Annotated in this window: 18 protein-coding genes, 1 pseudogene and 1 riboswitch; of the genes and pseudogenes, 10 read left to right on the forward strand and 9 right to left on the reverse strand. The window is 71.7% G+C overall.

Features of this window, described 5'->3' with window-relative positions; translation table 11 throughout:
* Positions 1 to 267: 267 nt before the first annotated feature.
* On the forward strand, positions 268 to 1,725 hold the full coding sequence (locus ABT381_RS14890) for a carboxyl transferase domain-containing protein (protein WP_351593143.1): 1,458 nt from the start codon (positions 268 to 270) through the stop codon (positions 1,723 to 1,725).
* A 212-nt stretch (positions 1,726 to 1,937) separates the two neighbouring features.
* Here ABT381_RS14890 and ABT381_RS14895 read toward each other — a convergent pair whose 3' ends face one another.
* A complete protein-coding gene (locus tag ABT381_RS14895) occupies positions 1,938 to 2,843 on the reverse strand; it encodes a LysR family transcriptional regulator (RefSeq protein ID WP_351593146.1) in 906 nt (301 codons plus the stop codon).
* A gap of 75 nt (positions 2,844 to 2,918) precedes the next feature.
* Here ABT381_RS14895 and ABT381_RS14900 point away from each other — a divergent pair, with 75 nt between their 5' ends.
* Both ABT381_RS14900 and ABT381_RS14905 read left to right on the forward strand, forming a co-directional pair.
* Positions 2,919 to 3,875, forward strand: a complete 957-nt coding sequence (locus tag ABT381_RS14900) for a DMT family transporter (protein WP_351593148.1) — start codon at positions 2,919 to 2,921, stop codon at positions 3,873 to 3,875.
* Between the two features lie 134 nt (positions 3,876 to 4,009).
* Positions 4,010 to 4,375 (forward strand): DUF4180 domain-containing protein, encoded by a 366-nt coding sequence (locus ABT381_RS14905; RefSeq protein ID WP_351593151.1) that lies wholly within the window; start codon positions 4,010 to 4,012, stop codon positions 4,373 to 4,375.
* A 187-nt stretch (positions 4,376 to 4,562) separates the two neighbouring features.
* Here ABT381_RS14905 and ABT381_RS14910 read toward each other — a convergent pair whose 3' ends face one another.
* A complete protein-coding gene (locus ABT381_RS14910; RefSeq protein WP_351593154.1) occupies positions 4,563 to 5,894 on the reverse strand; it encodes an aminotransferase class I/II-fold pyridoxal phosphate-dependent enzyme in 1,332 nt (443 codons plus the stop codon).
* A gap of 37 nt (positions 5,895 to 5,931) precedes the next feature.
* Here ABT381_RS14910 and ABT381_RS14915 point away from each other — a divergent pair, with 37 nt between their 5' ends.
* A complete protein-coding gene (locus ABT381_RS14915; RefSeq protein WP_351593157.1) occupies positions 5,932 to 6,687 on the forward strand; it encodes a pyridoxamine 5'-phosphate oxidase family protein in 756 nt (251 codons plus the stop codon).
* An 8-nt stretch (positions 6,688 to 6,695) separates the two neighbouring features.
* Entirely contained in the window at positions 6,696 to 7,337 is a 642-nt protein-coding gene (locus ABT381_RS14920; RefSeq protein WP_351593160.1) for an FMN-binding negative transcriptional regulator, read from the forward strand.
* Positions 7,338 to 7,418: 81 nt separating this feature from the next.
* On the opposite strand, the gene ABT381_RS14925 is transcribed toward ABT381_RS14920, so the two are convergent.
* Both ABT381_RS14925 and ABT381_RS14930 read right to left on the reverse strand, forming a co-directional pair.
* Positions 7,419 to 8,447, reverse strand: coding sequence for an EamA family transporter (locus ABT381_RS14925; RefSeq protein ID WP_351593163.1), 1,029 nt, complete (start codon positions 8,445 to 8,447; stop codon positions 7,419 to 7,421).
* 151 nt (positions 8,448 to 8,598) lie between these two features.
* Positions 8,599 to 9,162 (reverse strand): Clp protease N-terminal domain-containing protein, encoded by a 564-nt coding sequence (locus ABT381_RS14930; protein ID WP_351593166.1) that lies wholly within the window; start codon positions 9,160 to 9,162, stop codon positions 8,599 to 8,601.
* Between the two features lie 365 nt (positions 9,163 to 9,527).
* Between ABT381_RS14930 and ABT381_RS14935 the strand changes: the two genes are divergently transcribed.
* Positions 9,528 to 9,980, forward strand: a complete 453-nt coding sequence (locus ABT381_RS14935) for a type II toxin-antitoxin system Rv0910 family toxin (RefSeq protein WP_351593169.1) — start codon at positions 9,528 to 9,530, stop codon at positions 9,978 to 9,980.
* 145 nt (positions 9,981 to 10,125) lie between these two features.
* On the opposite strand, the gene ABT381_RS14940 is transcribed toward ABT381_RS14935, so the two are convergent.
* On the reverse strand, positions 10,126 to 10,722 hold the full coding sequence (locus tag ABT381_RS14940; protein ID WP_351593171.1) for a PadR family transcriptional regulator: 597 nt from the start codon (positions 10,720 to 10,722) through the stop codon (positions 10,126 to 10,128).
* Positions 10,723 to 10,979: 257 nt separating this feature from the next.
* Between ABT381_RS14940 and ABT381_RS14945 the strand changes: the two genes are divergently transcribed.
* Positions 10,980 to 11,825, forward strand: coding sequence for a PhzF family phenazine biosynthesis protein (locus tag ABT381_RS14945; protein WP_351593173.1), 846 nt, complete (start codon positions 10,980 to 10,982; stop codon positions 11,823 to 11,825).
* Between the two features lie 119 nt (positions 11,826 to 11,944).
* On the opposite strand, the gene ABT381_RS14950 is transcribed toward ABT381_RS14945, so the two are convergent.
* Together ABT381_RS14950 and ABT381_RS14955 are read right to left on the reverse strand one after the other, a co-directional pair.
* Positions 11,945 to 12,739: a CPBP family intramembrane glutamic endopeptidase gene (locus tag ABT381_RS14950; protein WP_351593176.1), complete on the reverse strand. Its 795-nt coding sequence runs from the start codon at positions 12,737 to 12,739 to the stop codon at positions 11,945 to 11,947.
* A 306-nt stretch (positions 12,740 to 13,045) separates the two neighbouring features.
* Positions 13,046 to 14,548, reverse strand: a complete 1,503-nt coding sequence (locus ABT381_RS14955; RefSeq protein ID WP_351593179.1) for a glutamate-cysteine ligase family protein — start codon at positions 14,546 to 14,548, stop codon at positions 13,046 to 13,048.
* A gap of 534 nt (positions 14,549 to 15,082) precedes the next feature.
* Here ABT381_RS14955 and ABT381_RS14960 point away from each other — a divergent pair.
* On the forward strand, positions 15,083 to 15,667 hold the full coding sequence (locus ABT381_RS14960; RefSeq protein WP_351593181.1) for a hypothetical protein: 585 nt from the start codon (positions 15,083 to 15,085) through the stop codon (positions 15,665 to 15,667).
* 369 nt (positions 15,668 to 16,036) lie between these two features.
* Complete coding sequence (locus tag ABT381_RS14965) at positions 16,037 to 16,243, forward strand: DUF5999 family protein (protein WP_030263889.1); 207 nt, start codon at positions 16,037 to 16,039, stop codon at positions 16,241 to 16,243.
* A gap of 98 nt (positions 16,244 to 16,341) precedes the next feature.
* Here ABT381_RS14965 and gcvP read toward each other — a convergent pair whose 3' ends face one another.
* Positions 16,342 to 19,227 carry an aminomethyl-transferring glycine dehydrogenase gene (gene gcvP, locus ABT381_RS14970; RefSeq protein WP_351593184.1) on the reverse strand — a complete coding sequence of 962 codons (2,886 nt, stop codon included), beginning with the start codon at positions 19,225 to 19,227 and terminating at the stop codon, positions 16,342 to 16,344.
* Positions 19,228 to 19,413: 186 nt separating this feature from the next.
* A riboswitch (glycine riboswitch) is annotated at positions 19,414 to 19,511 on the reverse strand.
* 113 nt (positions 19,512 to 19,624) lie between these two features.
* On the opposite strand from gcvP, the pseudogene ABT381_RS14975 reads away from it, so the two are divergent.
* Positions 19,625 to 20,032, forward strand: a pseudogene (locus ABT381_RS14975) (PRC-barrel domain-containing protein); the annotation flags it as partial.
* On the opposite strand, the gene ABT381_RS14980 reads toward ABT381_RS14975, so the two are convergent.
* The gene (locus ABT381_RS14980) at positions 19,918 to 21,555 is read right to left on the reverse strand and encodes a DNA polymerase IV (protein ID WP_351593187.1); all 1,638 of its coding nucleotides are present in this window, start codon (positions 21,553 to 21,555) and stop codon (positions 19,918 to 19,920) included. The pseudogene ABT381_RS14975 and the gene ABT381_RS14980 overlap by 115 nt on opposite strands.
* Positions 21,556 to 21,618: the final 63 nt, after the last annotated feature.

Below are 21,618 nucleotides of genomic sequence, written 5' to 3' on the forward strand. Positions count from 1 at the left end.
TCCGGGGGGCCGGCTGCGGGGTCGTCCGCGGATCGGTTTGCGGATTGGGCTGGGGGCTCGCCTGCGGATCGGTCCGGGGGTTCGTCCGCAGATCCGTCCGCCGGCGCGCCCACGGGTTCGTCCACGGACCCGTCCGGGGTTTCGTCCTCCTCCTCATCACCATCATCCTCATCCTCGTCCTCGGACCGGGGGGCTGCTCGACTCGCCGACGGGCTCCCCGCTCGCGTCGGCGACGGCGGGCTCTCCGCTCGGCTCTCCGCCCGGGAGGTGCTCGCGCAGGTAACGGACGCGGGCACCTTCCAGCCGCTCCCCGGCTCGGAACCTGCCGGGCCCCCGGGAGCGGCGGAGGCCGACAGCGAGGGGACAGCGGAGCCCCGGCCCGATGGGGCAGGGGAACCCCGTCCCGAAGGGGCGGCCGAGGGAGCGGCGGGGACTCCGGAGGCGCCGGCCGAGGGGCCGGCAACGGCCCCGGGCCCACTCGACGACGGCCCCCTCCACTGGGACGGCTACGGCACCGCACGCGCCCGCGCCACGCAGTCGACCGGCGAACGCGAGTCCGTCGTCTGCGGCACCGCCGCCATCGGCGGCACCCGCACCGTCGTGATCTCCTTCGAGTTCCGCTACCTGGGCGGCTCGCTCGGCCGGCACACCGGCGACCGCCTAGAGGCCGCGTACACCCGGGCTCGCGAACTCCGCCTCCCGGTCGTCTCCTTGATCGCCACCGGCGGCAGCCGCATGCAGGAGGGCATGCTCGCCCTCACCCAACTGCAGCGCATCGCCGGGCAGTCCACACTCAACCGCGCCGCCGGACTGCCGCAGCTCGCCGTGCTGCGCGACCCGACGACCGGCGGCGGCTGGGCGACGCTCGGCGCGGGCGCGGACGTCGTCCTGGCACTGCCCGGCGCCCAGGTCGGCTTCGCCGGCTCCCGCGTACGCCCCGCCGACGCCGATCCGTCCGCGTACACCGCCGAAGGCCAGCTGGCCACCGGGCACGTCGACGCCGTCGTGCCGCCCGACCGGCTGCGCGGCGCGCTCGCCCGCTGGCTGCGGCTGCTGACCACGACCGACGAGGAGACGGCCCCCGTACCGGCCGCGCAGGGCACGGGCGACCCGCCGGACTCCGGCTGGACCGCCGTACAACGGACCCGCGCCCCCGAACGTCCGCGCGCCGACGCGTACTTGGACACGTACTTCGACTGGCGCGAGGACATCAGCGGCGACCGCTGCGGGGGCATCGACGACGGCGTGCGCTGCGGCTTCGGCCACCGGGCCGGCCGTACGGTCGCGTACGCGGCCCAGTGCGGCACGGCCACCCGCCCGGCCGGCTTCCGCACCGCCGCCCGGCTCGTACGCCTCGCCGACCGCCTCGGCATCCCCGTCCTCACCCTCGTGGACACCCCGGGCGCGGCCAACGACGCGGCGGCCGAACAGTCCGGCGCGGGCGCCGCCATCGCTGACCTCTTCGCCGCCATGGCCGCAGCCCGTACGCCGCTGACCTCGCTGCTCATCGGCGAGGGCGGCTCGGGCGGCGCACTGGCACTGGCCGCACCGGGCCGCCTGTGGGCTACCCCGGACAGCTACTTCTCCGTCATCGCCCCCGAACTGGCCACCGCCATCCTCAAACGCCCCCCGTCCGAAGTCCCCCGCACAGCCGACCAACTCCACCTACGCCCCCAGGACCTGATGTCCCTGGGCCTGATCCGCGGCATCGTCCCAGCCAACTAACCCCACCGCACCGGCTCCCCAGGCCCCCTTCCCCATCCCACCCGCGCGCCGGCCACCGCACGGCCCCCGGCGCGCGGGCTCATAGCGGCACGGCAGCACGGTGGCGCGGCGGCGCCCCGGCCATCTGGCCCCGCCCGCCGTGCGGCGCGCCCCCTTATCGGGCCCGGCCGTCCACACCTCCAGCCCCGACCACATCTCCAACCAACCCCCTGTCACATTTCCAACCCCGCGCCCACCTCCCTCAACGCCGCGACCGCCGCGCGGATCGACGGGCGGCGATCCGCGTCGGCGCGCCAGATCGCGTACACGTGCCGCCGCATCGGATGCCGTACGGGCACCACGCTCACCCCCTCCGGAACCGGCCCCCGCCCCAGCCGCGGCGCCACCGCTACGCCGAGCCCCCTCGCGATCAGGGCGAGCTGCGTGCCGTGCTCCTCGGCCATGTGCGCGATCCGCGGCTCGATCCCCTTGCTGCGCAGCGTGAACATCAGCCAGTCGTGGCAGAACTCGCCCTGCGGCCAGGAGATCCACGCGTCCTCCGCGAAGTCCTCCAGCTCCACCGTGCGCCGCCCCGCCAGCCGATGGTCCGACGGCATGGCGACATCCGCCGAATCATCCAGCAGCGGAGCCTTCGCCAGCCCCTCCGGCATCGGCAACGGACGGTTGTACCAGTCCAGTACCACCCCCAGGTCGATGTCGCCCCGCACCACCGCCCGTACCGAGTCCGCCGGCTCCATCTCCCACAGCCGCGCGCGCAACTGCGGGTGATCGGCGACCAGCGCGGCGAGGGCATCCGGGAACAGCCCACGCGCCGCCGTGGGGAACGCCCCCATCCGCAGCTCACCCACTGCCTGCCCGCGGTGCGCCTCCAGCTCGGCCTCGGCCAGCTCGACCTGCGAGAGGATGCGCGCGGCGTGCCCGGCGAGCAACCGGCCCGCGTCCGTCAGCCGTACGCCCCGCCCGTTCTTGGCCAGCAGTTGCTGCCCCGTCTCCCGCTCCAGCTTCGCCAGTTGCTGTGAGACGGCGGAGGTGGTGACGTGCAGCCCCTCGGCCGCCGCCCGTACCGACCCGTGCCGCGCCACGGCGCTGAGCGTCCGCAGCCGCTCCATGTTCAACATATAAGGAATGCTAAGCGATGCACCCCAGGAATTCTCACTTGTGCTACGCAGTACAGACAGACGATCGTGTACGCCATGAGCTCCACCACCGCCACCTCCTCATCCCGGTCCACCACAACACCCAGCCCCGCAATGCCGGCCGCACCGCGGCCCGCCATCGACTGGCGCATCCGATTCGCCGTCCTGGCGCTGATCTGGGGATTCAGCTTCCTGTTCATCAAGGTCGGCACGCAGGGCTACGCCCCGCTGCACGTCACACTCGGCCGCATGATCTTCGGAACGGCCGTACTGGTCGCCGTGCTCGTCGCCAAGCGGGACCGGCTGCCCCGGACCCTCCGGACCTGGGCTCACCTGGCGGTGGCCGCCCTGTTCCTCAACGCCCTCCCCTTCTCGCTCTTCGCGTACTCCGAACTGACCATCCCCTCCACCCTGGCCGGCATCTGCAACGCCACCTCCCCGCTGTGGGGCATGGCCCTGTCCGTCGTGGCACTGTCCGAGGACCGCCCCACCCGCCGCCGCGTCGCGGGACTCGGCCTCGGGTTCCTCGGCGTGCTGACCGTTCTCGGCGCCTGGCAGGGCTTCTCCGGCACGGATCCGCTGGGCACGTTCATGGCGCTGGGCGCCTCGCTCTGCTACCCGATCGGCTGGATCTACGTCCGCCGCACCCTCGCGGGCAGCAAGAACTCGAGCCTCTCCATGTCCAGCGCCCAACTGATGCTGGCCACGCTGCAACTGGCCGTGGTGACCCCGTTCTTCACCTCCCTCCCGACCTCGTTCCCCCTCGTCCCCCTGCTGGCGGTCATCGCCCTCGGCGCCCTCGGCACCGGCTTCGCCTTCCTCCTCCAGTACGGTCTGGTCGCCGAGGTCGGCCCCACCACCGCGCAGATGGTCACGTACTTCATCCCGGTCATCGCCACCGCCGCCGGCGTCGCCGTCCTGGGCGAACACCTCAGCTGGAACACCCCCGTCGGCGCCCTGATCGTCCTCGCCGGCGCCGCCCTCACCCAAAGCCGCCCCCGCCGTCGCCCCTGACCGCCCGCCACCGGCTCACCGGCCCACCGACCGAGCGACCTGGCGACCTGGCGACCTGGCGACCTGGCAATCGGCATCCACCGCCCGGACAATTACGTCGCCCACACCTCCATCTCCCGTTAGCCTCACTCCCTATGAGCACCCTGCTGACGATCCATGACGTGCCCGTCCTGATCTGCGCCTCCGAGGACGGGCAAGTCATCGCCGACGAACGCGATGTCCTGGATCTCATCGGCAACGCCAGCTACCAGGGCGCCCAGTGGGTCGTCATCCCCGCCGAGCGGCTCGACGAGCGGTTCTTCCAGCTGCGCACCCGCGTCGCCGGCGATATCGTCCAGAAGTTCGTCAACTACCGCATGGGCCTCGTCGTCCTCGGCAACATCTCGCGCCATACAGCGGCCAGTTCAGCTCTGCGGGACTTCATCCGGGAATGCAACCGCGGACGGCAGACCTGGTTCCTCACCGACCATGACGAACTCCAGCAGCGACTGAAGAACTAGAAGAACCGGCGGGCGCGACCGAACAATCCGGCAGCACCCTGCGGACCCGCAGCCGCCACAGCCCCCCAGCGGCCCCGGCCCGTCGCACCGGCCACTCGCACCGCACCGCCCGGCCGTACTGCCCAGCCGTACCGGCCACTCGTACCGCCCAGCCGTACCGGTCGGTCGTACCTGCCAGCCGTACCGGTCAGTCGTACCGGCGGGCCTCCCCCCGCAGGCACGCGGCCGCTATGGCCTCGGCGAGCGGCTCCGTGTCGCCGTGCGAGAGGGTGGACACGGTGATGCGTATGCCGGGCGAGGAGTCCATCCGGAACCGGGCTCCGGCCGCCACCGCCCAGCCGGCGTGCAGCAGTCGCGACACCGTGCCCGTCTCCTCGGGGACCGGCACCCACACGTTCATCCCGCTGCAGCCCTGCGCCGCGACGCCGCGGTCCGCCAGGGCCCGTATGAGATCGTCGCGGCGACGCCCATAGGACGCGGCCACCTCGCTCGGGTCCACGGCATCCGTCTGCCAGAGATGGATCAACGTGTCCTGGAGCAGATGACTGACCCACCCCGGGCCCAGGCGCTGCCGCCCGCGCACCCGGTCCACCGTGACGGCATCGCCGGTGAGGACCGCCAGCCGCAGGTCCGGCCCGTACGCCTTGGCCGTCGACCGCACCATGACCCAGTGGTCGGTCACCCCCGCCAGCGGATGCAGCGGGACGTCGACGATGTGATGGCCGTGGTCGTCCTCGATCAGCAGCACGGTCGGATACTCGGCCAGCAGCGACCGCAACTCCTCGGCGCGCGCCGCGCCCACCGCCGCTCCGGTCGGATTCTGCGCGCGGTCCGTGACGATCGCCGCCCGCACCCCGAGCGCCAAGGCCCGCTCCAGGTCCGTGGGCAGCGGCCCGTCCTCGTCCATCCCCACCGGGACGGGGCGCAGCCCCAGCGCCGGGATGAGATCCAGCAGGCTCCCCCAGCCGGGATCCTCGACCGCCACCGCGTCCCCGGGCCGGAGATGCGCGGCGAGCACCCGCTCGATGGCGTCGAGCGAGCCGGAGGTCACGGCGACCGGACCGGCCGGCACACCATCGGCATCCAGCGCGGCCCGCGCCCGGCCGGCCAGCTCCTCGTCGACCAAGGGCGCGCCGTACAGCGTCGGGCGGGCCGTGGCGCGGTCCGCGGCCGCGGCGAGCGCCGGCCCGAGCGCGGGGAGCAGCGCGGGGTCGGGATTGCCGTCGGACACATTCCGCACGCCCGGCGGCACCTCGACCCGGAGCGCCTCGCGCGGTGTACTCGTCGGCCGTGGACGCACCCGGGTGCCGCGTCGGCCCCCGGTCTCGACCACTCCGCGATCGCGCAGCGTCCGGTACGCGGACGCGACCGTATTGGGATTCACCTCTAGGTAGACGGCCAACTCCCGCATGGGGGGCAGGATTTCGCCTGGTAGGAGCTCGCCCGCACCGATGGCTCGCTCGACGCTGGCGGCAATTTCCGATGCGCGCCGCCCTTCGATCCGATACTCTCCTAGCACAAACTTGATTATGCACTAGAGCAATGGAGTTGGCAAGATGCCCGAGCCCGTGTCCTCCACAACGTCCGACGCCGGCCCCGAGTTCGCCACCGCCGCCGAGGCCGGTGCCGCCGCCAAGACCGGTGCCGGTGACGGCTCCCCCACCGCCTACGCCCCGAGCGGGCGCACGGTCCCGACGCGGTCCGCCGACCGCGCCGCGTACGACCACGACACCGTCCATTCCATCCTCGACGCCGGATACGTCTGCCACCTCGGCTTCGTGCGCGACGGCGCCCCGGTCGTCCTGCCCACGCTCTACGGCCGCGTCGGCAGCCGCCTCTACCTCCACGGCTCCACCGGCTCGCGGCCACTGCGGATGGCCGGCCAGGCGGATCCCGGCCTGGAGGTGTGCGTGACCGTCACCCACGTCGACGGCCTGGTCCTCGCCCGCTCCGCCTTCCATCACTCCATCAACTACCGCAGCGTCGTGGTGCACGGCACCGCCCACCAAGTCACCGACCCGGAGGAGAAGACCGCCGCACTCGACGCGCTCGTGAACCACGTACTGCCCGGGCGCGCCGCCGACTCCCGCCCCGGAAACACCAAGGAGCTGGCCGCCACGGCCGTCATCCGGCTCGACCTGACGGAGGTCTCCGCCAAGATCCGTACCGGCGGGCCGAACGACGAGCCCGAGGACCTCGCCCTCCCCCACTGGAGCGGCGTCATCCCGGTGACGCCCACATACGGCGCCCCTATACCGTCCGACGACCTGGCCCCCGGCGTCGCCCTGCCCGCCTACCTCCAGAACCTCTGAGGTCCGCCATGCTGATCCATCCCTGGGACGCGCCGTCCGACGACACCGAATGGCAGAGCTGGCTGGCCGGCCACGATTTCGGCCAGCTCGCGGGCAACGGCCTGCCCGGCGATCCGCCGTGGGTCCAGCCGCTGCACTTCGCGTACGACGCCGGGCACTACGAGGTGGTCACCCACCTCGCCCGCCCGAATCCCCTGTGGCCCGCGCTGGAGGCCGACCCTTCCGTCGTGCTCAGCGTCGTCGACGACTACACCTTCATACCCGGCCCCTGGCAGGCCACCGAGGACGTCCCGCCCGAGCACGGCGTGCCCACGAGCTTCTATGCGGCAGTCCAGCTCCGCTGCACAGCTCACATCGTGGACGACCCGGAGGAGAAGGCCGAGCTGCTGCGTCGCCAGATGGCGCACTTCCAGCCCGCGGGCGGGTCGGCCCCGGTGACAGCCGACGGCCCGCCGTACGGCCGCATGTTGTCGGGCATCCGCGCGCTGCGCCTCGAAGTGACGGAGGCGCGCGCGAAGTTCAAGTACGCCGGGAAGAAGAGCAGGGAGGTACAGGAACGCATCGCACAGCGACTGGCCGACCGCGACGGCCCCCGAGACGCCGCGGCCCGCTCCCACCAGCTGCGCCGCATGGCGGCGGGAGACCGCTGACGGGGAGATCACCGCGGTCGGCCGAGACCGGCTCGATGAGCGGATCGCGGGCGGGTGGCCGCCCGCGAGGCGACCGGCGCCTTACGTACCGGGCGTGCCCGCTGTACCGGCCGACAAGGCGGCTTCCTGGTGCGCCTCGTCATCGTGCTGCGACGCCACGTCCCGGGGCGCCTTGGGCGTGGTGGACTGCGCGATGAACGCACCGGTCAGCACCACCGCGCCGCCGATGATCTGCGGCGCGGACAGGTGCTCGCCCAGCAGCACCCAGGCCAGTACGGTGGCGATCACCGCCTCCAGGCACGCGACCACGCCTGCGACCTGCGGCGACAGCCGGCGGATGGAGATCACGCCGGTGAGGTAGGCGAGCACCGTCGCCAGCAGTACGAGCCACGCCAGGAGCAGCACGGCGGGAACACTCGTGCCGTTCATGTCCGCGCTGCCGACGAGCACCGACCAATCCATGGTCCAGGGGCGCGCGACCGCGGTCAGTACGACAGCGCCGAAGAGCAGGCCGTACGCAATCACGCCGAGCGGGTGGGTGGCGTCGTCGCCGTCGCCATCGCCGCCGTGGTCGGAGAGGACGAAGTACCCTACCTGGCAGCACGCCGCGCCCAGCGCGAGCGCCAGCCCGAACACGTCGAAGCTCAGCCCGGCCCACACCTCCACGACGCAGGCGAGGCCGCCGACGGCGAGGACGGCACCGGCCGCGGCGGCGCGGCTGACGGGCCGGCGCTGCACGAACCGCACCCAGCCCAGGACCAGGGCCGGTGCCAGGTACTCGATGAGCAGCGCGACGCCGACCGGGATCCGGGACAGCGCGGCGAAGTAACACGCCTGGACGCCCGCGACGGCGAGCAGTCCGAACCCCGCCAGCAGCGCGGGGCGGCGGCGCAACAGGGCGCGGTGGCGCCAGGCGACGGGCAGCATGACGAGCGCGGCGCCGGCACTCCGCAACCAGGTGACGTGCAACGGTTCCAGACCGGCTGCGATCAGTGGTTTGGCGGCCACGCCCGATCCGCCGAAGGCCAACGCCGACAGCAGGGCCAGACCGAGGCCGAAGCCTCTCCCCCTGCCCCTCTGGCTCGATTCCGTCCCCGAAGTCGCGTGCATCGGGCCATGATGACAGGGGGGGTCAGCAGCGTCATCACCGATACCCCTGTCGCGAGGCGGGGCAGCGGGGCTGAAGGGAGTACGAGGGTCAGAGGGCGGCGCAGTGGACGGTGCGGCGACGGTTCGGTGACGGCACCGCGCCGTGCGGGAATTACCGCTCGTCCTCCATCATCGCGTCCTCCATCATGGCGTCCTGCGTCTGCCCGTCCAGGCGTGCCGCGAGCTGCGCCGTGTCGATCGAGGCCCGGCGCAGTACCTCGACGGCACGGCATTCCGTGTCGTCCACGAGCGCGGCCAGCAGATCGAGGCATTCGGCATGGACGGCGTAGCGGGCGTGCGCGCGGTCCCGCGCGCCGTCCATGGCAGCCGCAGCAGCCGGTGACCAGCCCGGGACGCCGCCCTCGGCCACCATCGGCACCGCCCCGGAGTCCTCCACCGTGCCGTACCACTGCCGTCCGTAACCGATGCTGCGCTGGACGAGGTAGCCGAGGAGGCGTGCGATCCGGCCGCCCTCGGGGTCGACCATCTCCCGTACGGCGGGGTCGGATTCGAGGAGGCCGTGCAGGAGGTGAGCCGTGTCCACCTGCCGGTCCCCGTCGCGCGTGGCCCGCCTGCGGGCAGCCGACAGCACCGACGCGAGCTGAGCGGTCAGGCAAGCGTCGAGGTCCTCCGGCGACGGACCCCCTCCGCTGTTGTACGCAGTACGGTTTTGCACAGAACCCACCCCACCAGCCTCTTGCTACCGGAACATCCCCGGGAGGGAGCATTTGCGCATCCCACCGTGGTTGGGTACGCGAGAACGAAATCTCATCCCTACGGAGGATATGACCGGCGCGGGAGGGGTGATCAAGGCTGCGACAGAGGCACGGACGCGCGCCCCCTGCAGTACCTGATGGCCCATCAGTATTGAACCTTGCGCCTCCGGCGGCTACCTTCCGCGGCACCACTCAGGACTCGCCTGACCCCACGCACACTCGGACCCGTCCGGTTCCGAATCGAACCGGACCGGACCGGACGCTTCCCGGTCAGGCCCAGTCACCGACCGGACGGCCTCCCGGGCCGTCACCAAGGGGTGCCCGCATGGCCGATGTCACCGCCCAGGCACGCATAGAAGCACCGGCGGAGAAGATATGGGACCGCCTGACCGATTTCGACGGCTACGACCAGTGGAATGCCACCCACACCAGCTTCCCCGAAGGGGGTCCGGCGACGCTGGAGCCAGGGGTCAGCTACGCCGAGAACATGAAGCTCATGGGCTTTCCGGCCGAGGTGACCTGGACGGTACGGGCCGCGGAGCCCGCCCGCCTGCTCGACATTCAGGGCAAGGGCCCGATGGGCGTAACCCTCGGTATGCGGTATGCGCTCGTACCGGAGAGTGAGGCGACGGCCGGGGCGCGGGCCGGCACCACGACCGTACGGATCGACGGCTCGTTCACCGGCGCGGCCGTGTCGCTGATGGCCGGCAAGCTCAAGGACTCGGCGACGTCCGCACTCCAGGAGTCGCTCAGCAAACTCGCGCGACTGGTCACCTGATCACGAAAGCCGTGGCCGGCCTGTACACCGGCCGGCCACGGCTTCGCGCCCTCTTGCCTCGCCTTGGCGCCTTCCCGCCTCCCCTGTTCCCCGCGCTTCGAGCTTCGCGCTTCGAGCTTCGCGCTCGGGCACTCGCGGGCTTCGCTCACTCGTCCTCGGCGAGGATCAGGTAGAGCTCCTTCCGTGCTCGATTGACGACCGTGATCGCCTTCTCCCGCTGCTCGGGTGTCCCGGTCGCCCACACCTGCCGAAACGCTTCGACCAGGCCGCCGCCCGCCTTGCGGACCTCGTGCATCGCCTCCCAGTCCACGCCGCGGCCGGCTTCTTCCCAGGGGGCGTCCGAGCCGCTCTCCGCAGCCGTACGCCCCTCATCGGTGAGCTCGAACAGCTTCTTGCCGCCCTCGCTCCGGCTGGCGATCAGGCCCTCGTCCTCCAGGAGCTGAAGGGTCGGGTACACGGAGCCGGGACTCGGCTTCCACGTACCGCCGCTGCGCTCGGCGATCTCCTGGATCATCTCGTAACCGTGCATCGGACGGTCCTTGAGAAGCGCCAGGATCGAGGCGCGCACGTCACCACGCCGCGCCCGGCCGCGCGGGCCTCCCCGGCCCCGGCCGCCGCCGAACGGAGGCCCGCCGAAGGGCGGCCCGAACGGCCCGAAGGCGGCACGCCGCCCCTCGTACTCACCCCGGCCGCCGCCACCATGACGCCCGGCTCCCCAGTGTTCGTGTCCATGTGAACGCATTTTTACGTCACTCCCATCGTTGATCTGTCACGATGCTTCAACGATATATCGGAAGCGTTCGGTCGGCAAGGATCCGTTGGCAGGTTTTTGCCGGCGCGCCAGTGGCGGCGGGCCGGAACCCCTGGGAGTTCGGGGCGTGTTGGGCGTACGGTTCGGGAACTGGCTTGAGGGAAACAGTCCATTCGGTCCTCCAACCCAGGCCAATTTCCTGGAATTGGCCCTCGTTGGTGCCGATCTCCGGTGCTTAGGCTCGCGCCATGAGAATCCGAATCGTCGACGCGTTCACCGACCGCCCCTTCGCCGGCAACCCGGCGGGAGTCGTGCTGCTGGACGGCCCGTCCTTCCCCGACGAGTACTGGCTGCAGCAGGTGGCGGCCCAGGTGAACCTCTCCGAGACCGCGTTCGCGCTGCCGCTGCCGGACAGCGACGACGCCGACTGGGCGCTGCGCTGGCTCACTCCCGCCACCGAGGTCGACATGTGCGGCCACGCCACGCTCGCCACCGCGCACGTACTGCACTCCACCGGGACGGCCACCGGAACGGTCCGCTTCTCGACCCGCAGCGGCGTGCTGACCACCACGGCATCGGCCGACGGTTCCCTCACCATGGACTTCCCGACGGCGCCGCTCACCGCGGTACCCGTACCGCCGGGGCTGGCCGCCGCGCTCGGTACCGAGCCGGTCTCCACGTACGAGACCGGGCCGCAGGTGGGGGACCTGCTCGTGGAGGTGGCGGACGAGCGGACCGTACGCGAACTGTCTCCCGATCTCGCGGCGCTGACCCGGTTCGGCAGCCGGGGCGTGATCGCGACGGCGCGCGCCGAGGACCCGGACGGGGGCTACGACTTCGCCACGCGGTGCTTCTTCCGGGGCGTCGGCATCGACGAGGACCCCGTGACGGGGAGCGCGCACACCGCGCTCGCGCCCTTCTGGTCGCAGCGGCTGGGCCGCGACGAACTGACCGGCCTGCAGGGCTCCGCCCGTACCGGATTCGTGCGCACCGCACTGCGCGGCGACCGCACGCTGCTGACCGGCAGCGCGGTGACGGTCATCGACGGCGAACTGACGGAGGCGGCGCGGGCGGGGGCGTGGGCTGAGGGGTGAGGGGCAGGGATGGGGGTGGGGCAGCGGGAGGTAGGGGGCGGGGCGGGGCGGGGGGAATTTTTCTCGGCGGGCCTCTGGGGGGGGCTCCCCCCACCCCCACCCCACCTCCCCCAACCCCCTCACCCCGTAGGCAGCCACCCCACTCTCCCCGCCAGGAGGGCGTAGCCGGCGAACGCGATGATGTCGATGATGGCATGGGCGGCGACGAGGGGGGCGATTCGTCCACAGCGGCGGTAGATAAGTACGAAGAGTGCGCCCATCACCATGTTGCCGATGAAGCCGCCGATGCCCTGGTACAGGTGGTACGAGCCGCGGAGGACCGAGCTGGCCACGAGTGCGGCCATCGGTGACCATCCCAACTGGCCGAGGCGGCGCAGCAGGTAGCCGAGGACGATCACTTCTTCCAGTACGGCGTTCTGCAGCGCGGAGGCGATCAGCACCGGGAACTTCCACCACACGTCGGGCAGGGATTCCGGTACGACGGTGAGGTTGGCCCCGGCCGCCCTGGCCCCCAGGTAGAGCAGCAGACCGCTGCCCCCGATGCCGGCCGCCACCACGAGTCCCCACCCGAGGTCGAAGCCGGGGCGCCGGCGGTCGAACCCGAGGGCGCGCAGGCCGCCCGCGCGCTCTCTGAGCAGCAGGTGGGCGACGAGCAGTACGGGTACCAGCGCGGTGGCGATCCCGAAGAGCTGCCAGGCGAGATCCAGCCATGGGCGGCCGGGCGCCTGCGAGCTGTTGAGGTTCGCCGCCTGGTCCTTCAGGCCGCCGGGCTTGGTGAGTGATCCCGCGAAGCTGATGAGGGCGGACACCGCGCTGGCGCCGACGGAGAGCGCGAGGACGATCAGCGTCTCGCTTCTCAGTGTGCTGCGGGCGAGGCTGCCGGGCGGGTCCTCGTCGGGGAGAGATTCAGCCACGGGGTGCACTTCGGACTGCACGCCTGCCTCCAGTTCCGCGATAGCGCCGGTACGCCTCCACTGCCCCGCCAGGGTCTCAGGTCTCGAACAGCAGGTACGAAGATCGCGCGCGACAAGCCGAGTACGCGAGTACGGGCGCCATCCGCGTGGAGGAGATCACAGCTTGCCCGAAGGGCCGCAGGCCGCCAGCACGGGGGGGCCGCGCTCCGGACGGCCAGGGAGTGGGGGCGTACGGCCAGGCTCGTACGCCCCCTCCTCACCTCACACAGCCCTCACATACAGAGCTGCCCCTAAAGCCGCCATCCCCTACACAACCCCCTCCAACGGCCACTCATGCACCGGCTGTCCCTCATGCATCAGTTCGCTGTACCGCCGGGTCATCGCGGCCAGGGCTTCCTCGCGGTCCAGGCCGGTCTGCAGAGCACGGTGGAAGGCAGTGGCCTGCCAGGAGGCGCCGTTGACGCGGCGTCGGCAGCGGGCCTCGATGACGCCGAGGTAGTGGTCCCGGTCGGCCGGCGCCACGCCCCAGCCGTCCAGTCCGGCGGCGGCCATCGGCAGCAGTTCCTGGAGGACGAGGCGTACGGCGGGGATCTGGGCGATGCCACCGGAGCGACCGGGGCGCGGCCATTGGAGGGCGGCGTCGATGCCGTAGCGGCAGGCGGTGTCGAAGTTCTCGGCGGCGGCAGCGAACGGCAGCCGGGTCCAGATGGGCCGGGGTTCGTCGGCCAGGGCCCGCACGAGGCCGTAGTAGAAGGCGGCGTTGGCGATGACGTCGGTCACTGTGGGGCCGGCCGGCAGCACGCGGTTCTCGACGCGGAGGTGGGGGACGCCTTCGGTGACGGCGTAGACGGGGCGGTTCCAGCGGTAGACCGTGCCGTTGTGCAGGACGAGTTCGGAGAGCTCCGGCACGCCGCCCTTCTCCAGTACGGCGAGCGGGTCCTCCTCGCCGCACTTGGGCAGCAGCGGGGGGAAGTAGCGGACGTTCTCCTCGAAGAGGTCGTGCGCCGACTCCACCCAGCGCTCGCCGAACCAGGTGCGCGGGCGGACACCCTGGGTCTGGAGTTCGGGCGGGCGGGTGTCGGTGGACTGCTGGAAGACGGGGGGCCGGGACTCGCGCCACAGTTCGCGGCCGAAGAGGAAGGGCGAGTTGGCGCCGATGGCGACCTGGACGGCGGTCAGCGCCTGGGCGGCGTTCCATACGGGGGCGAAGCGCTCGGGGGTGACCTGGAGGTGCAGTTGTACGGAGGTGCAGGCGGCTTCGGGGGCGATGGAGGGTGAGGTGGCGGTGAGCCGCTCCACCCCTTCGATGTCGATCTCGAAGTCCTCGCCGCGTGCGGCCCGCATCTCGTTGTTGAGGAGTGTGTAGCGGTCGGCCTCGGAGAGGTTCGACGAGACCAGGTCCGCGGCGGTGAGCGTGGGCAGAATGCCGATCATCACGATACGGGCGGCGACCTCGCGGGCCTTGCGGTCGGCGTAGGCGAGGCCGGTGCGCAGTTCTTCGGCGAGCTGGTCCAGCACGCGCCCGGAGAGGCGGTGCGGCAGGATATTGACTTCAAGATTGAACTGGGCGAGCTCGGTCTGGAAATCCCGGCTGGCGATGCGCTCCAGCACCTCGGAGTTCATCATCCGGGGCATGCCGTCGGCGCTGGCAAGATTCAATTCTATCTCTAGGCCCATGAGGTTCTTCGGGCGGTCGAAGCGCTTCTCGTCCAGCAGCCTCGCCAAACTCTCCAGGCACTCGCTCAACCTTCTTCGATAACGCTGCCGGTCGTCGTGCTCAATTTCACCGGCCGTGACCTTCTCCCCCATCGAAGCGTCCCTCCTGGCGTGGCCGGCCCGCGGCTGCGGGCCCGTGCGGTCGATGATGCCCGGCAATCGGTTCGATAACGCCTCGGGGGGCCGGGTGCCCCCGATAGGCTGGGGAGGGCAAGCCGAATGGCACATTCCGAGGGCATACCGAGGGGGCCCGGGCCCCCTGCATTGGCCCTGTTCCAAAGCACGATGACATCAGGCCGACCGCGTCGCCGGGGTAATCCGAGGTCCGCGGACCGGCGGGGTGCATAATTGCATCGAAAACACCGTGGAGAACGGGCCGTAATACGACTTGCCAAAAATCTCCGTCAGCGGTAGCCGAAACAAGCACTGAACACCTGTCGTATAAACTTCGTGGACGAGGCAGAGAGTTGGCGCCCAGCTAGCGGGGCATTTCCGAGGCTGAGGCACAGCGGCTGACACCCCCGCCGGGCCATGGCCCCGGTCGGCCACGCTCTGCTCCCGTCTGCTGACAGCGCCGTCCGCACTTGCCCAGCACCACCGTGTCTCCCAAGTGAGAGGCGACCCACCATGCCGCTGCATGTACCCCCTGCTCCCGCTCCCGCCCTGCGCAGCGTCCTCACCGCCCTCGGTTCTCCTGCCGCCGTACGTGAGGCCCCGACCCCCGCCCTCCGTGTCCACCAAGGGCCCCTGCGTCCCGAACGCCCCCTGCCCGTCCATGTACTCGACGACGTCTCCCGTCGCGGCACCCCGCGTACCCGCCTGACCGGCTGGCGATTCCTCATCCGCGGCGGCGAGCATGCGCTGGCCACTGCGGACGCCATGCTCACGCCGGACGGCTGGGCGTTCTCGCACTTCGGCGAGGGTCCGTACGTGTCCGCGATCGAACGGGCGCTGCACCAGGCCGAATCCGTGCCCACGGCGTACCAGCCACGGCTGCTGTCCGTACCGGAGCTGTACATGCTCACGCTGTGGCTGCACGAGGACATCACGGCGGACGGTGCCGAAGGCTGCCCGGCGGCGGGGGACCTGCTGGTCCCACTCGCCCCGGCTCCTCCCGGCATCGCCGCCCACCGGCCGCACCGTGTCGCCGAGCTCCTGTCCCGCCTCACGCTCCGCCTCACGCCCGCGTCCCTGCTGGGCTCGCCGGCCTAGGGTCCCGGGACGCGGCGTCCCTCGAAGCGCCGTGTGCCGGGTGGGTACCGATTCGCCGGAGTGCGCCCCGCGGTTCTCCTCACCGCGGGGCGCACTGCTGTCCCGCGCTCCCCCGAACGCACCGTTCCGCCGGGTGACTAGCCCACAATGACCAGTCAGGACCACCCAGAGGTGCGGTACAAGAAGCGGCAACCGCCCGCACGGGTGATGCGTCTTCATCCAGTAAGTACTGCTGCTGCGAAATCCCTGCGGAATCACGCCCGTAGGGCAACACTGGGAGCGAACTACCGAACGGGGGGAGCGGCGATGAACCGTGCATCGAGCCGCAGGAAGACGTCCACCACCACACCGCAGCGAAAGACAGCATCCATGTGCCAGCACCAGCCACCGTGTCCGTCAGCAGAATCAGCCGACCGGGAGGCCGCCCATCTTGTGGCGCACCACCCGGAGCAGGGCTGGAGCCTGTTGTGCAACGGCGTCCTCCTCTTCGAGGACACCGGTGAGCTCCTGCCGGACGGGCAGGTCATCGACCCGCACCGGCCGATGGGCACCGGGCAGGTCGTCACCGCGGCCTGACGCGGTGAGCGGGAACGAGCAGGGCCCCCGGCGGAGATCGCCGAGGGCCCTTTGGTATGTCGGCGCCCGTCCCGAACGGCACGGGCGCCGGACGGCCGTCAGCCGTCGTAGTCCTCCAGCGGCGGGCAGGAGCACACGAGGTTGCGGTCGCCGAAGGCACCGTCGACGCGGCGCACCGGCGGCCAGTACTTCGCCGCGGCGTCCACGCCGGCCGGGTGCACGGCTTCCTCACGGGTGTACGGGTGGGTCCACTCGCCGGTGAGGGAGGCGGCGGTGTGCGGGGCGTTGCGCAGCGGGTTGTCTTCCTTGTCCCACTCCCCCGTGCCGACCTTCTCGACCTCCGCGCGGATGGCGATCATCGCGTCGCAGAAACGGTCCAGTTCGGCGAGGTCCTCGCTCTCGGTCGGCTCGATCATGAGCGTGCCGGCCACGGGGAAGGACATCGTCGGCGCGTGGAAGCCGTAGTCGATCAGGCGCTTGGCGACGTCGTCGATGCTGACGCCGGTGGCCTTGGTCAGCGGCCGTACGTCGATGATGCACTCGTGCGCGACCAGGCCGCCGGGGCCGGTGTAGAGCACGGGGTAGTGCGGCTCCAGGCGCTTGGCGATGTAGTTGGCGGACAGCACCGCGACCTGGGTGGCGTGCTTGAGGCCCTCGCCGCCCATGAGGCGGACGTACGCCCAGGAGATCGGCAGAATGCCGGCCGAGCCCCAGGGCGCCGCGGAGATCGGGCCGACGCCGGTCTCGGGTCCCGCGGTGGGCTGCAGCGGGTGGTTGGGGAGGTACGGCGCGAGGTGCGCGCGCACGCCGACCGGGCCGACGCCGGGGCCGCCGCCACCGTGCGGGATGCAGAAGGTCTTGTGCAGGTTCAGGTGCGAGACGTCGCCGCCGAACTTGCCCGGCTCGGCGACGCCGACCAGCGCGTTGAGGTTGGCGCCGTCGACGTAGACCTGGCCGCCCGCGTCGTGCACGGCCGCGCAGATCTGGGTGATGTGCTCCTCGAACACGCCGTGCGTGGACGGGTAGGTGACCATCAGGACGGCCAGCTCGTCACGGTACTGCTCGATCTTGGCGTGCAGGTCGTCGGTGTCGACCTCGCCGTCCTCGCCGGTCTTGACGACGACGACCTTCATGCCGGCCATCACGGCGCTGGCGGCGTTGGTGCCGTGCGCGGAGGACGGGATGAGGCAGACGGTGCGCTGCTCGTCACCGTTGGCGCGGTGGTACGCGCGCACCGCCAGCAGGCCCGCGAGCTCGCCCTGCGAACCGGCGTTGGGCTGGAGGGAGACCTTGTCGTAGCCGGTGACGACGGCGAGGCGCTCCTCCAGCTCCTGGATGAGGGTGAGGTAACCCTGCGCCTGGTCGACCGGCGCGAAGGGGTGCAGCTGACCGAACTGCGGCCAGGTCACCGGCTCCATCTCGGTGGTCGCGTTCAGCTTCATCGTGCAGGAGCCGAGCGGGATCATGCCGCGGTCCAGCGCGTAGTCGCGGTCGGCGAGGGTGCGCAGGTAGCGCAGCATCGCGGTCTCGGAGCGGTGCTGGTGGAAGACCGGGTGGGCGAGGTAGTCGTCGCCGCGCAGCAGGGACTCGGGCAGCGCGTCGGCGGCGGCCGCGTCCAGCTGCTCGATGTCGCCCTGGACGCCGAAGGCGCCGAGCACGGCGGTGAGCTGGGCGCGCCCGGTGGTCTCGTCGCAGGCGATGCCGACGAGGTCGGCGTCGACGTGGCGGAGGTTGACGCCGGCCTCGCGGGCGGCGGCGACGATCTCGGCGGCGCGGCCGGGGACCCGCGCGGTGAGGGTGTCGAAGTACGTGCCGTGCACGACGTCGATGCCGCCGGCGCGCAGGCCCTCGGCGAGGACGGCGGCGTAGCGGTGGGTGCGGCGGGCGATCGCGGCCAGGCCCTCGGGGCCGTGGTAGACGGCGTACATGCCGGCCATGACGGCGAGGAGGACCTGCGCGGTGCAGATGTTGCTGGTGGCCTTCTCGCGGCGGATGTGCTGCTCGCGGGTCTGCAGGGCCAGGCGGTACGCCTTGTTTCCGTCGGCGTCGACGGAGACGCCGACCAGGCGGCCGGGGAGGCTGCGGGCGAACTTCTCGCGGACGGCCATGAAGCCGGCGTGCGGGCCGCCGAAGCCCATCGGCACACCGAAGCGCTGCGTCGTGCCGACCGCGATGTCGGCGCCGAGCTCGCCGGGCGAGGTGAGGAGGGTCAGGGCCAGGAGGTCGGCGGCGACGGTCACGATCGCGCCAAGTTCGTGAGCCTGTTCGATGAGCGCGCGGGGGTCGCGGACCGCGCCGGACGCGCCGGGGTACTGCAGCAGGACGCCGAAGACGCCGCGCTCGGCGATCTCGGCGGGGATGCCGTCGCTCAGGTCGGCGACGACGACCTCGACGCCGGTGGGCTCGGCGCGGGTCTCTATGACGGCGACGGTCTGCGGCAGACAGTCGGCGTCGACGAGGAAGACGCCCTTCTTGACCTTGCCGACGCGACGGGAGAGCGCCATGGCCTCGGCGGCCGCGGTGCCCTCGTCGAGCAGCGAGGCGCCGGAGGTGGGCAGCCCGGTGAGGTCGGCGACCATGGTCTGGAAGTTCAGCAGGGCTTCGAGGCGGCCCTGCGAGATCTCCGGCTGGTACGGGGTGTACGCGGTGTACCAGGCCGGGTTCTCCATGACGTTGCGCAGGATGACCGGCGGCGTGAACGTGCCGTAGTAGCCCAGGCCGATCATGGAGGACAGCACGTGGTTGCGGTCGGCGAGCGCCCGCAGCTCGTCCAGGACCTCCGCTTCGGTACGGCCCTGGGGCAGGTCCAGCGCCTCGGCGCTCTTGATCACGTCAGGGACGGCGGCCGCGGTCAGTTCGTCCAGCGAGCCGAAGCCGATGTGCGCGAGCATTTTCGCCTGGGCCGCCTGGTCGGGGCCGATGTGGCGCTGCTCGAAGGGGGTGCCGCGCTCCAACTCGGTCAACGAGATGCGGTGAGTGGTCATCTGCGGGGGCCTCCTGGTCTCTGGGACCTACGAGGGCACCACGGCGCTGGTGCCCGGACGGCCTCCCCCTCTGTCATCTCAACCTGAGAGCTTCACCGGAACGCACGCGGCGTCCGGTTTTCACCGTCGGTGAGGAGGGGCTCCGGTACTGCACTGTCCGTGGCCCGCCCTGCTTTCCAGAGTGATCTCGTCCGCGCGGTACGTGTGCCTGAGAGATTCCGGGGAGGAGTTGCTCCTTCGGCGCCTCCGGCCCGGGGGTCGGAGAGCTCTCCCGCACGGGGTCATCGATCGCTGACCAGCCTACCAGCGCGACTGCTCGGCATCCCTCGAGTGGCCAGGGTGGGAAATGTGCCGTTTCGTAGGGTGCACAGGGCAGTTCCGGCAGGTAGGAGGAACCGTGCAGACCGATATCGATCCCCGCAGTCTGATCGGCCGCAAGGCGTTCGACCGGCACGGCACCAAGATCGGCACCATCGACGAGGTGTACCTGGACGACGCGACCGGCGAGCCGGAGTGGGCGGCGGTCCGCACGGGGCTCTTCAGCCGGGACGCGTTCGTGCCGCTGGAGCCGAGCCGGCTGGTCGACGAGGCGCTGCACGTGCCGTACGAGCGGAAGCTGATCAAGGACGCGCCGGACTTCGGGGTGGGCCGGCACCTCTCGCCCGAGCAGGAACTGCAGCTCTACCACCACTACCGGCTGGATATCTCCGCCACGGACGCGGAGCTCGCCGGGGAGGACGTCGCCGGCCGCCCGGCAGCCGGGTCCGCCGACCGGGACTTCGGCCGGATAGCGGGCTCGCCGGAGGACTGAGCGCCGGGCGGATCCACGGCTGTCGGTGCGTCCACGGCTGTCGGTGCGTCCACGGCTGTCGGTGCAGGAGGACCCGCGGCTGCCGGCGCGAGCGGATCCGAGGCTATGGGCGGATGTGCGCCGTCATCGGCCGCGGGCGGAGCGTCCGGCCCGCCGCCCACCAGGGGCAGCGCCTCCCCCGGCGTCAGCGCAGGGTCGTCCACCAGGAACGTCCGCACCCGTCCCGGCGCGGACCAGGGCTGCTCGAACCGTACGGTGACCCGCCCCAGGCCGCTTCCCTGGACCCATCCGGGGCCGTACTCGGCGTGGACCACGTCCAGGCCCGGCAGCCACTTCCTGGGCCGCTCAGCGGCCTCCTGGGCCTCTTCCGCCCCATCGGCCCCTGCCGTCCCGGCTGCCGCCCTGGCCTCCTCGACGAGCCGGGCCTCCTCGGCCGCCCGCTCCGTCGCCACCTGCGCGAAGAGGTCCTCCTGCGTGAAGTCGGCGAGGCCGGTCACCCCGACGCCGAGCAGCCGCACCCCGCCCGTCGTGTCGATCAGGTCCAGCAGCCGCCCCGCCGCCTCCCGCACCACCGCCGGGTCGTCCGTCGGCCCGCGCTGCGTCTCGGACCGGGTCAGCGTGGAGAAGTCGTAGTTGCGGACCTTCAGCACGACCGTACGGCCCGAGCGCCCGGCCGCGCGCAGCCGCTGCACGCACCGGTCCGCCAGCCGCATCACCTCGGCGCGGACTCTCGTACGGTCGGTGAGGTCCACCTCGAAGGTGTCCTCGACGGAGACCGATTTGGCGTCCCGCTCCGCGACCACGGGCCGGTCGTCCCGGCCGAGCGCCATCGCGTACAGCCCCGCGCCGTGCGCCCGCCCCAGCAGTCGCACCAGCTCCGCCTCGCCGGCCTCGGCGGTCTCCGCGACCGTGTGGATCCCCGCCTTGCGCAGCGCCTCGGCCGTGGCCGGGCCGACGCCCGGCAGCGTCCGCACGGTCATCGGCCCGAGCAGCTCGCGCTCGGTGCCCGGCTCGATCAGCACCAGGCCGTCCGGCTTGGCCTGCTCGGACGCGATCTTCGCGAGCATTTTCGCGCCCGCGAGCCCCACCGAGCCGGTCAGTCCCGTGACCGCCAGGATGTCGCGGCGCAGCCGCTCCCCCACCGCACGGGCCGACGCGGCGTCGTCGGCGACCCCGCCGGCCTCCAGATCCACGAACGCCTCGTCCAGGCTCAGCGGCTCCACCAGCGGCGACAGCTCGTGCAGCAGCGCCATCACCTTTTCGCTCACCTGGCGGTAGACGTGGAAGCGGGGCGTGAGGTAGGCGGCGTTGGGACAGAGGCGGCGGGCCTGGGCCGTGGGCATGGCCGAGCGGACGCCGAAGACGCGGGCCTCGTACGACGCAGTGGAGACGACGCCGCGCCCGCCGATGCCGCCCACCACCACGGGCTTCCCGCGCAGGCTGGGCTTGGCCGCCTGCTCGGCGGCCGCGAAGAACGCATCCATGTCCAGATGCAGGATCGTCGGCGCACGTCTCACGTCACTGATGGTGCCGTACGCCACTGACAATCGGCCTCGCGGCGGGCCGGGAGCGCTCCGGCG

Source organism: Streptomyces sp. NPDC000151 (assembly GCF_040301705.1).
Classification (GTDB): Bacteria; Actinomycetota; Actinomycetes; order Streptomycetales; family Streptomycetaceae; genus Streptomyces.

What these genes read in the sequence shown, in the direction of transcription:
- ABT381_RS14900 (WP_351593148.1), top strand. Translation starts at nt 2,919, where the DNA reads ATGAGCTCCACCACCGCCACCTCCTCATCCCGGTCCACCACAACACCC.
- ABT381_RS14945 (WP_351593173.1), top strand. Translation starts at nt 10,980, where the DNA reads ATGAGAATCCGAATCGTCGACGCGTTCACCGACCGCCCCTTCGCCGGC.
- ABT381_RS14925 (WP_351593163.1), bottom strand. Translation starts at nt 8,447, where the DNA reads ATGCACGCGACTTCGGGGACGGAATCGAGCCAGAGGGGCAGGGGGAGA.
- ABT381_RS14965 (WP_030263889.1), top strand. Translation starts at nt 16,037, where the DNA reads ATGTGCCAGCACCAGCCACCGTGTCCGTCAGCAGAATCAGCCGACCGG.
- ABT381_RS14960 (WP_351593181.1), top strand. Translation starts at nt 15,083, where the DNA reads ATGCCGCTGCATGTACCCCCTGCTCCCGCTCCCGCCCTGCGCAGCGTC.
- gcvP (WP_351593184.1), bottom strand. Translation starts at nt 19,227, where the DNA reads ATGACCACTCACCGCATCTCGTTGACCGAGTTGGAGCGCGGCACCCCC.
- ABT381_RS14940 (WP_351593171.1), bottom strand. Translation starts at nt 10,722, where the DNA reads ATGCGTTCACATGGACACGAACACTGGGGAGCCGGGCGTCATGGTGGC.
- ABT381_RS14955 (WP_351593179.1), bottom strand. Translation starts at nt 14,548, where the DNA reads ATGGGGGAGAAGGTCACGGCCGGTGAAATTGAGCACGACGACCGGCAG.
- ABT381_RS14920 (WP_351593160.1), top strand. Translation starts at nt 6,696, where the DNA reads ATGCTGATCCATCCCTGGGACGCGCCGTCCGACGACACCGAATGGCAG.
- ABT381_RS14905 (WP_351593151.1), top strand. Translation starts at nt 4,010, where the DNA reads ATGAGCACCCTGCTGACGATCCATGACGTGCCCGTCCTGATCTGCGCC.
- ABT381_RS14915 (WP_351593157.1), top strand. Translation starts at nt 5,932, where the DNA reads ATGCCCGAGCCCGTGTCCTCCACAACGTCCGACGCCGGCCCCGAGTTC.
- ABT381_RS14935 (WP_351593169.1), top strand. Translation starts at nt 9,528, where the DNA reads ATGGCCGATGTCACCGCCCAGGCACGCATAGAAGCACCGGCGGAGAAG.
- ABT381_RS14895 (WP_351593146.1), bottom strand. Translation starts at nt 2,843, where the DNA reads ATGTTGAACATGGAGCGGCTGCGGACGCTCAGCGCCGTGGCGCGGCAC.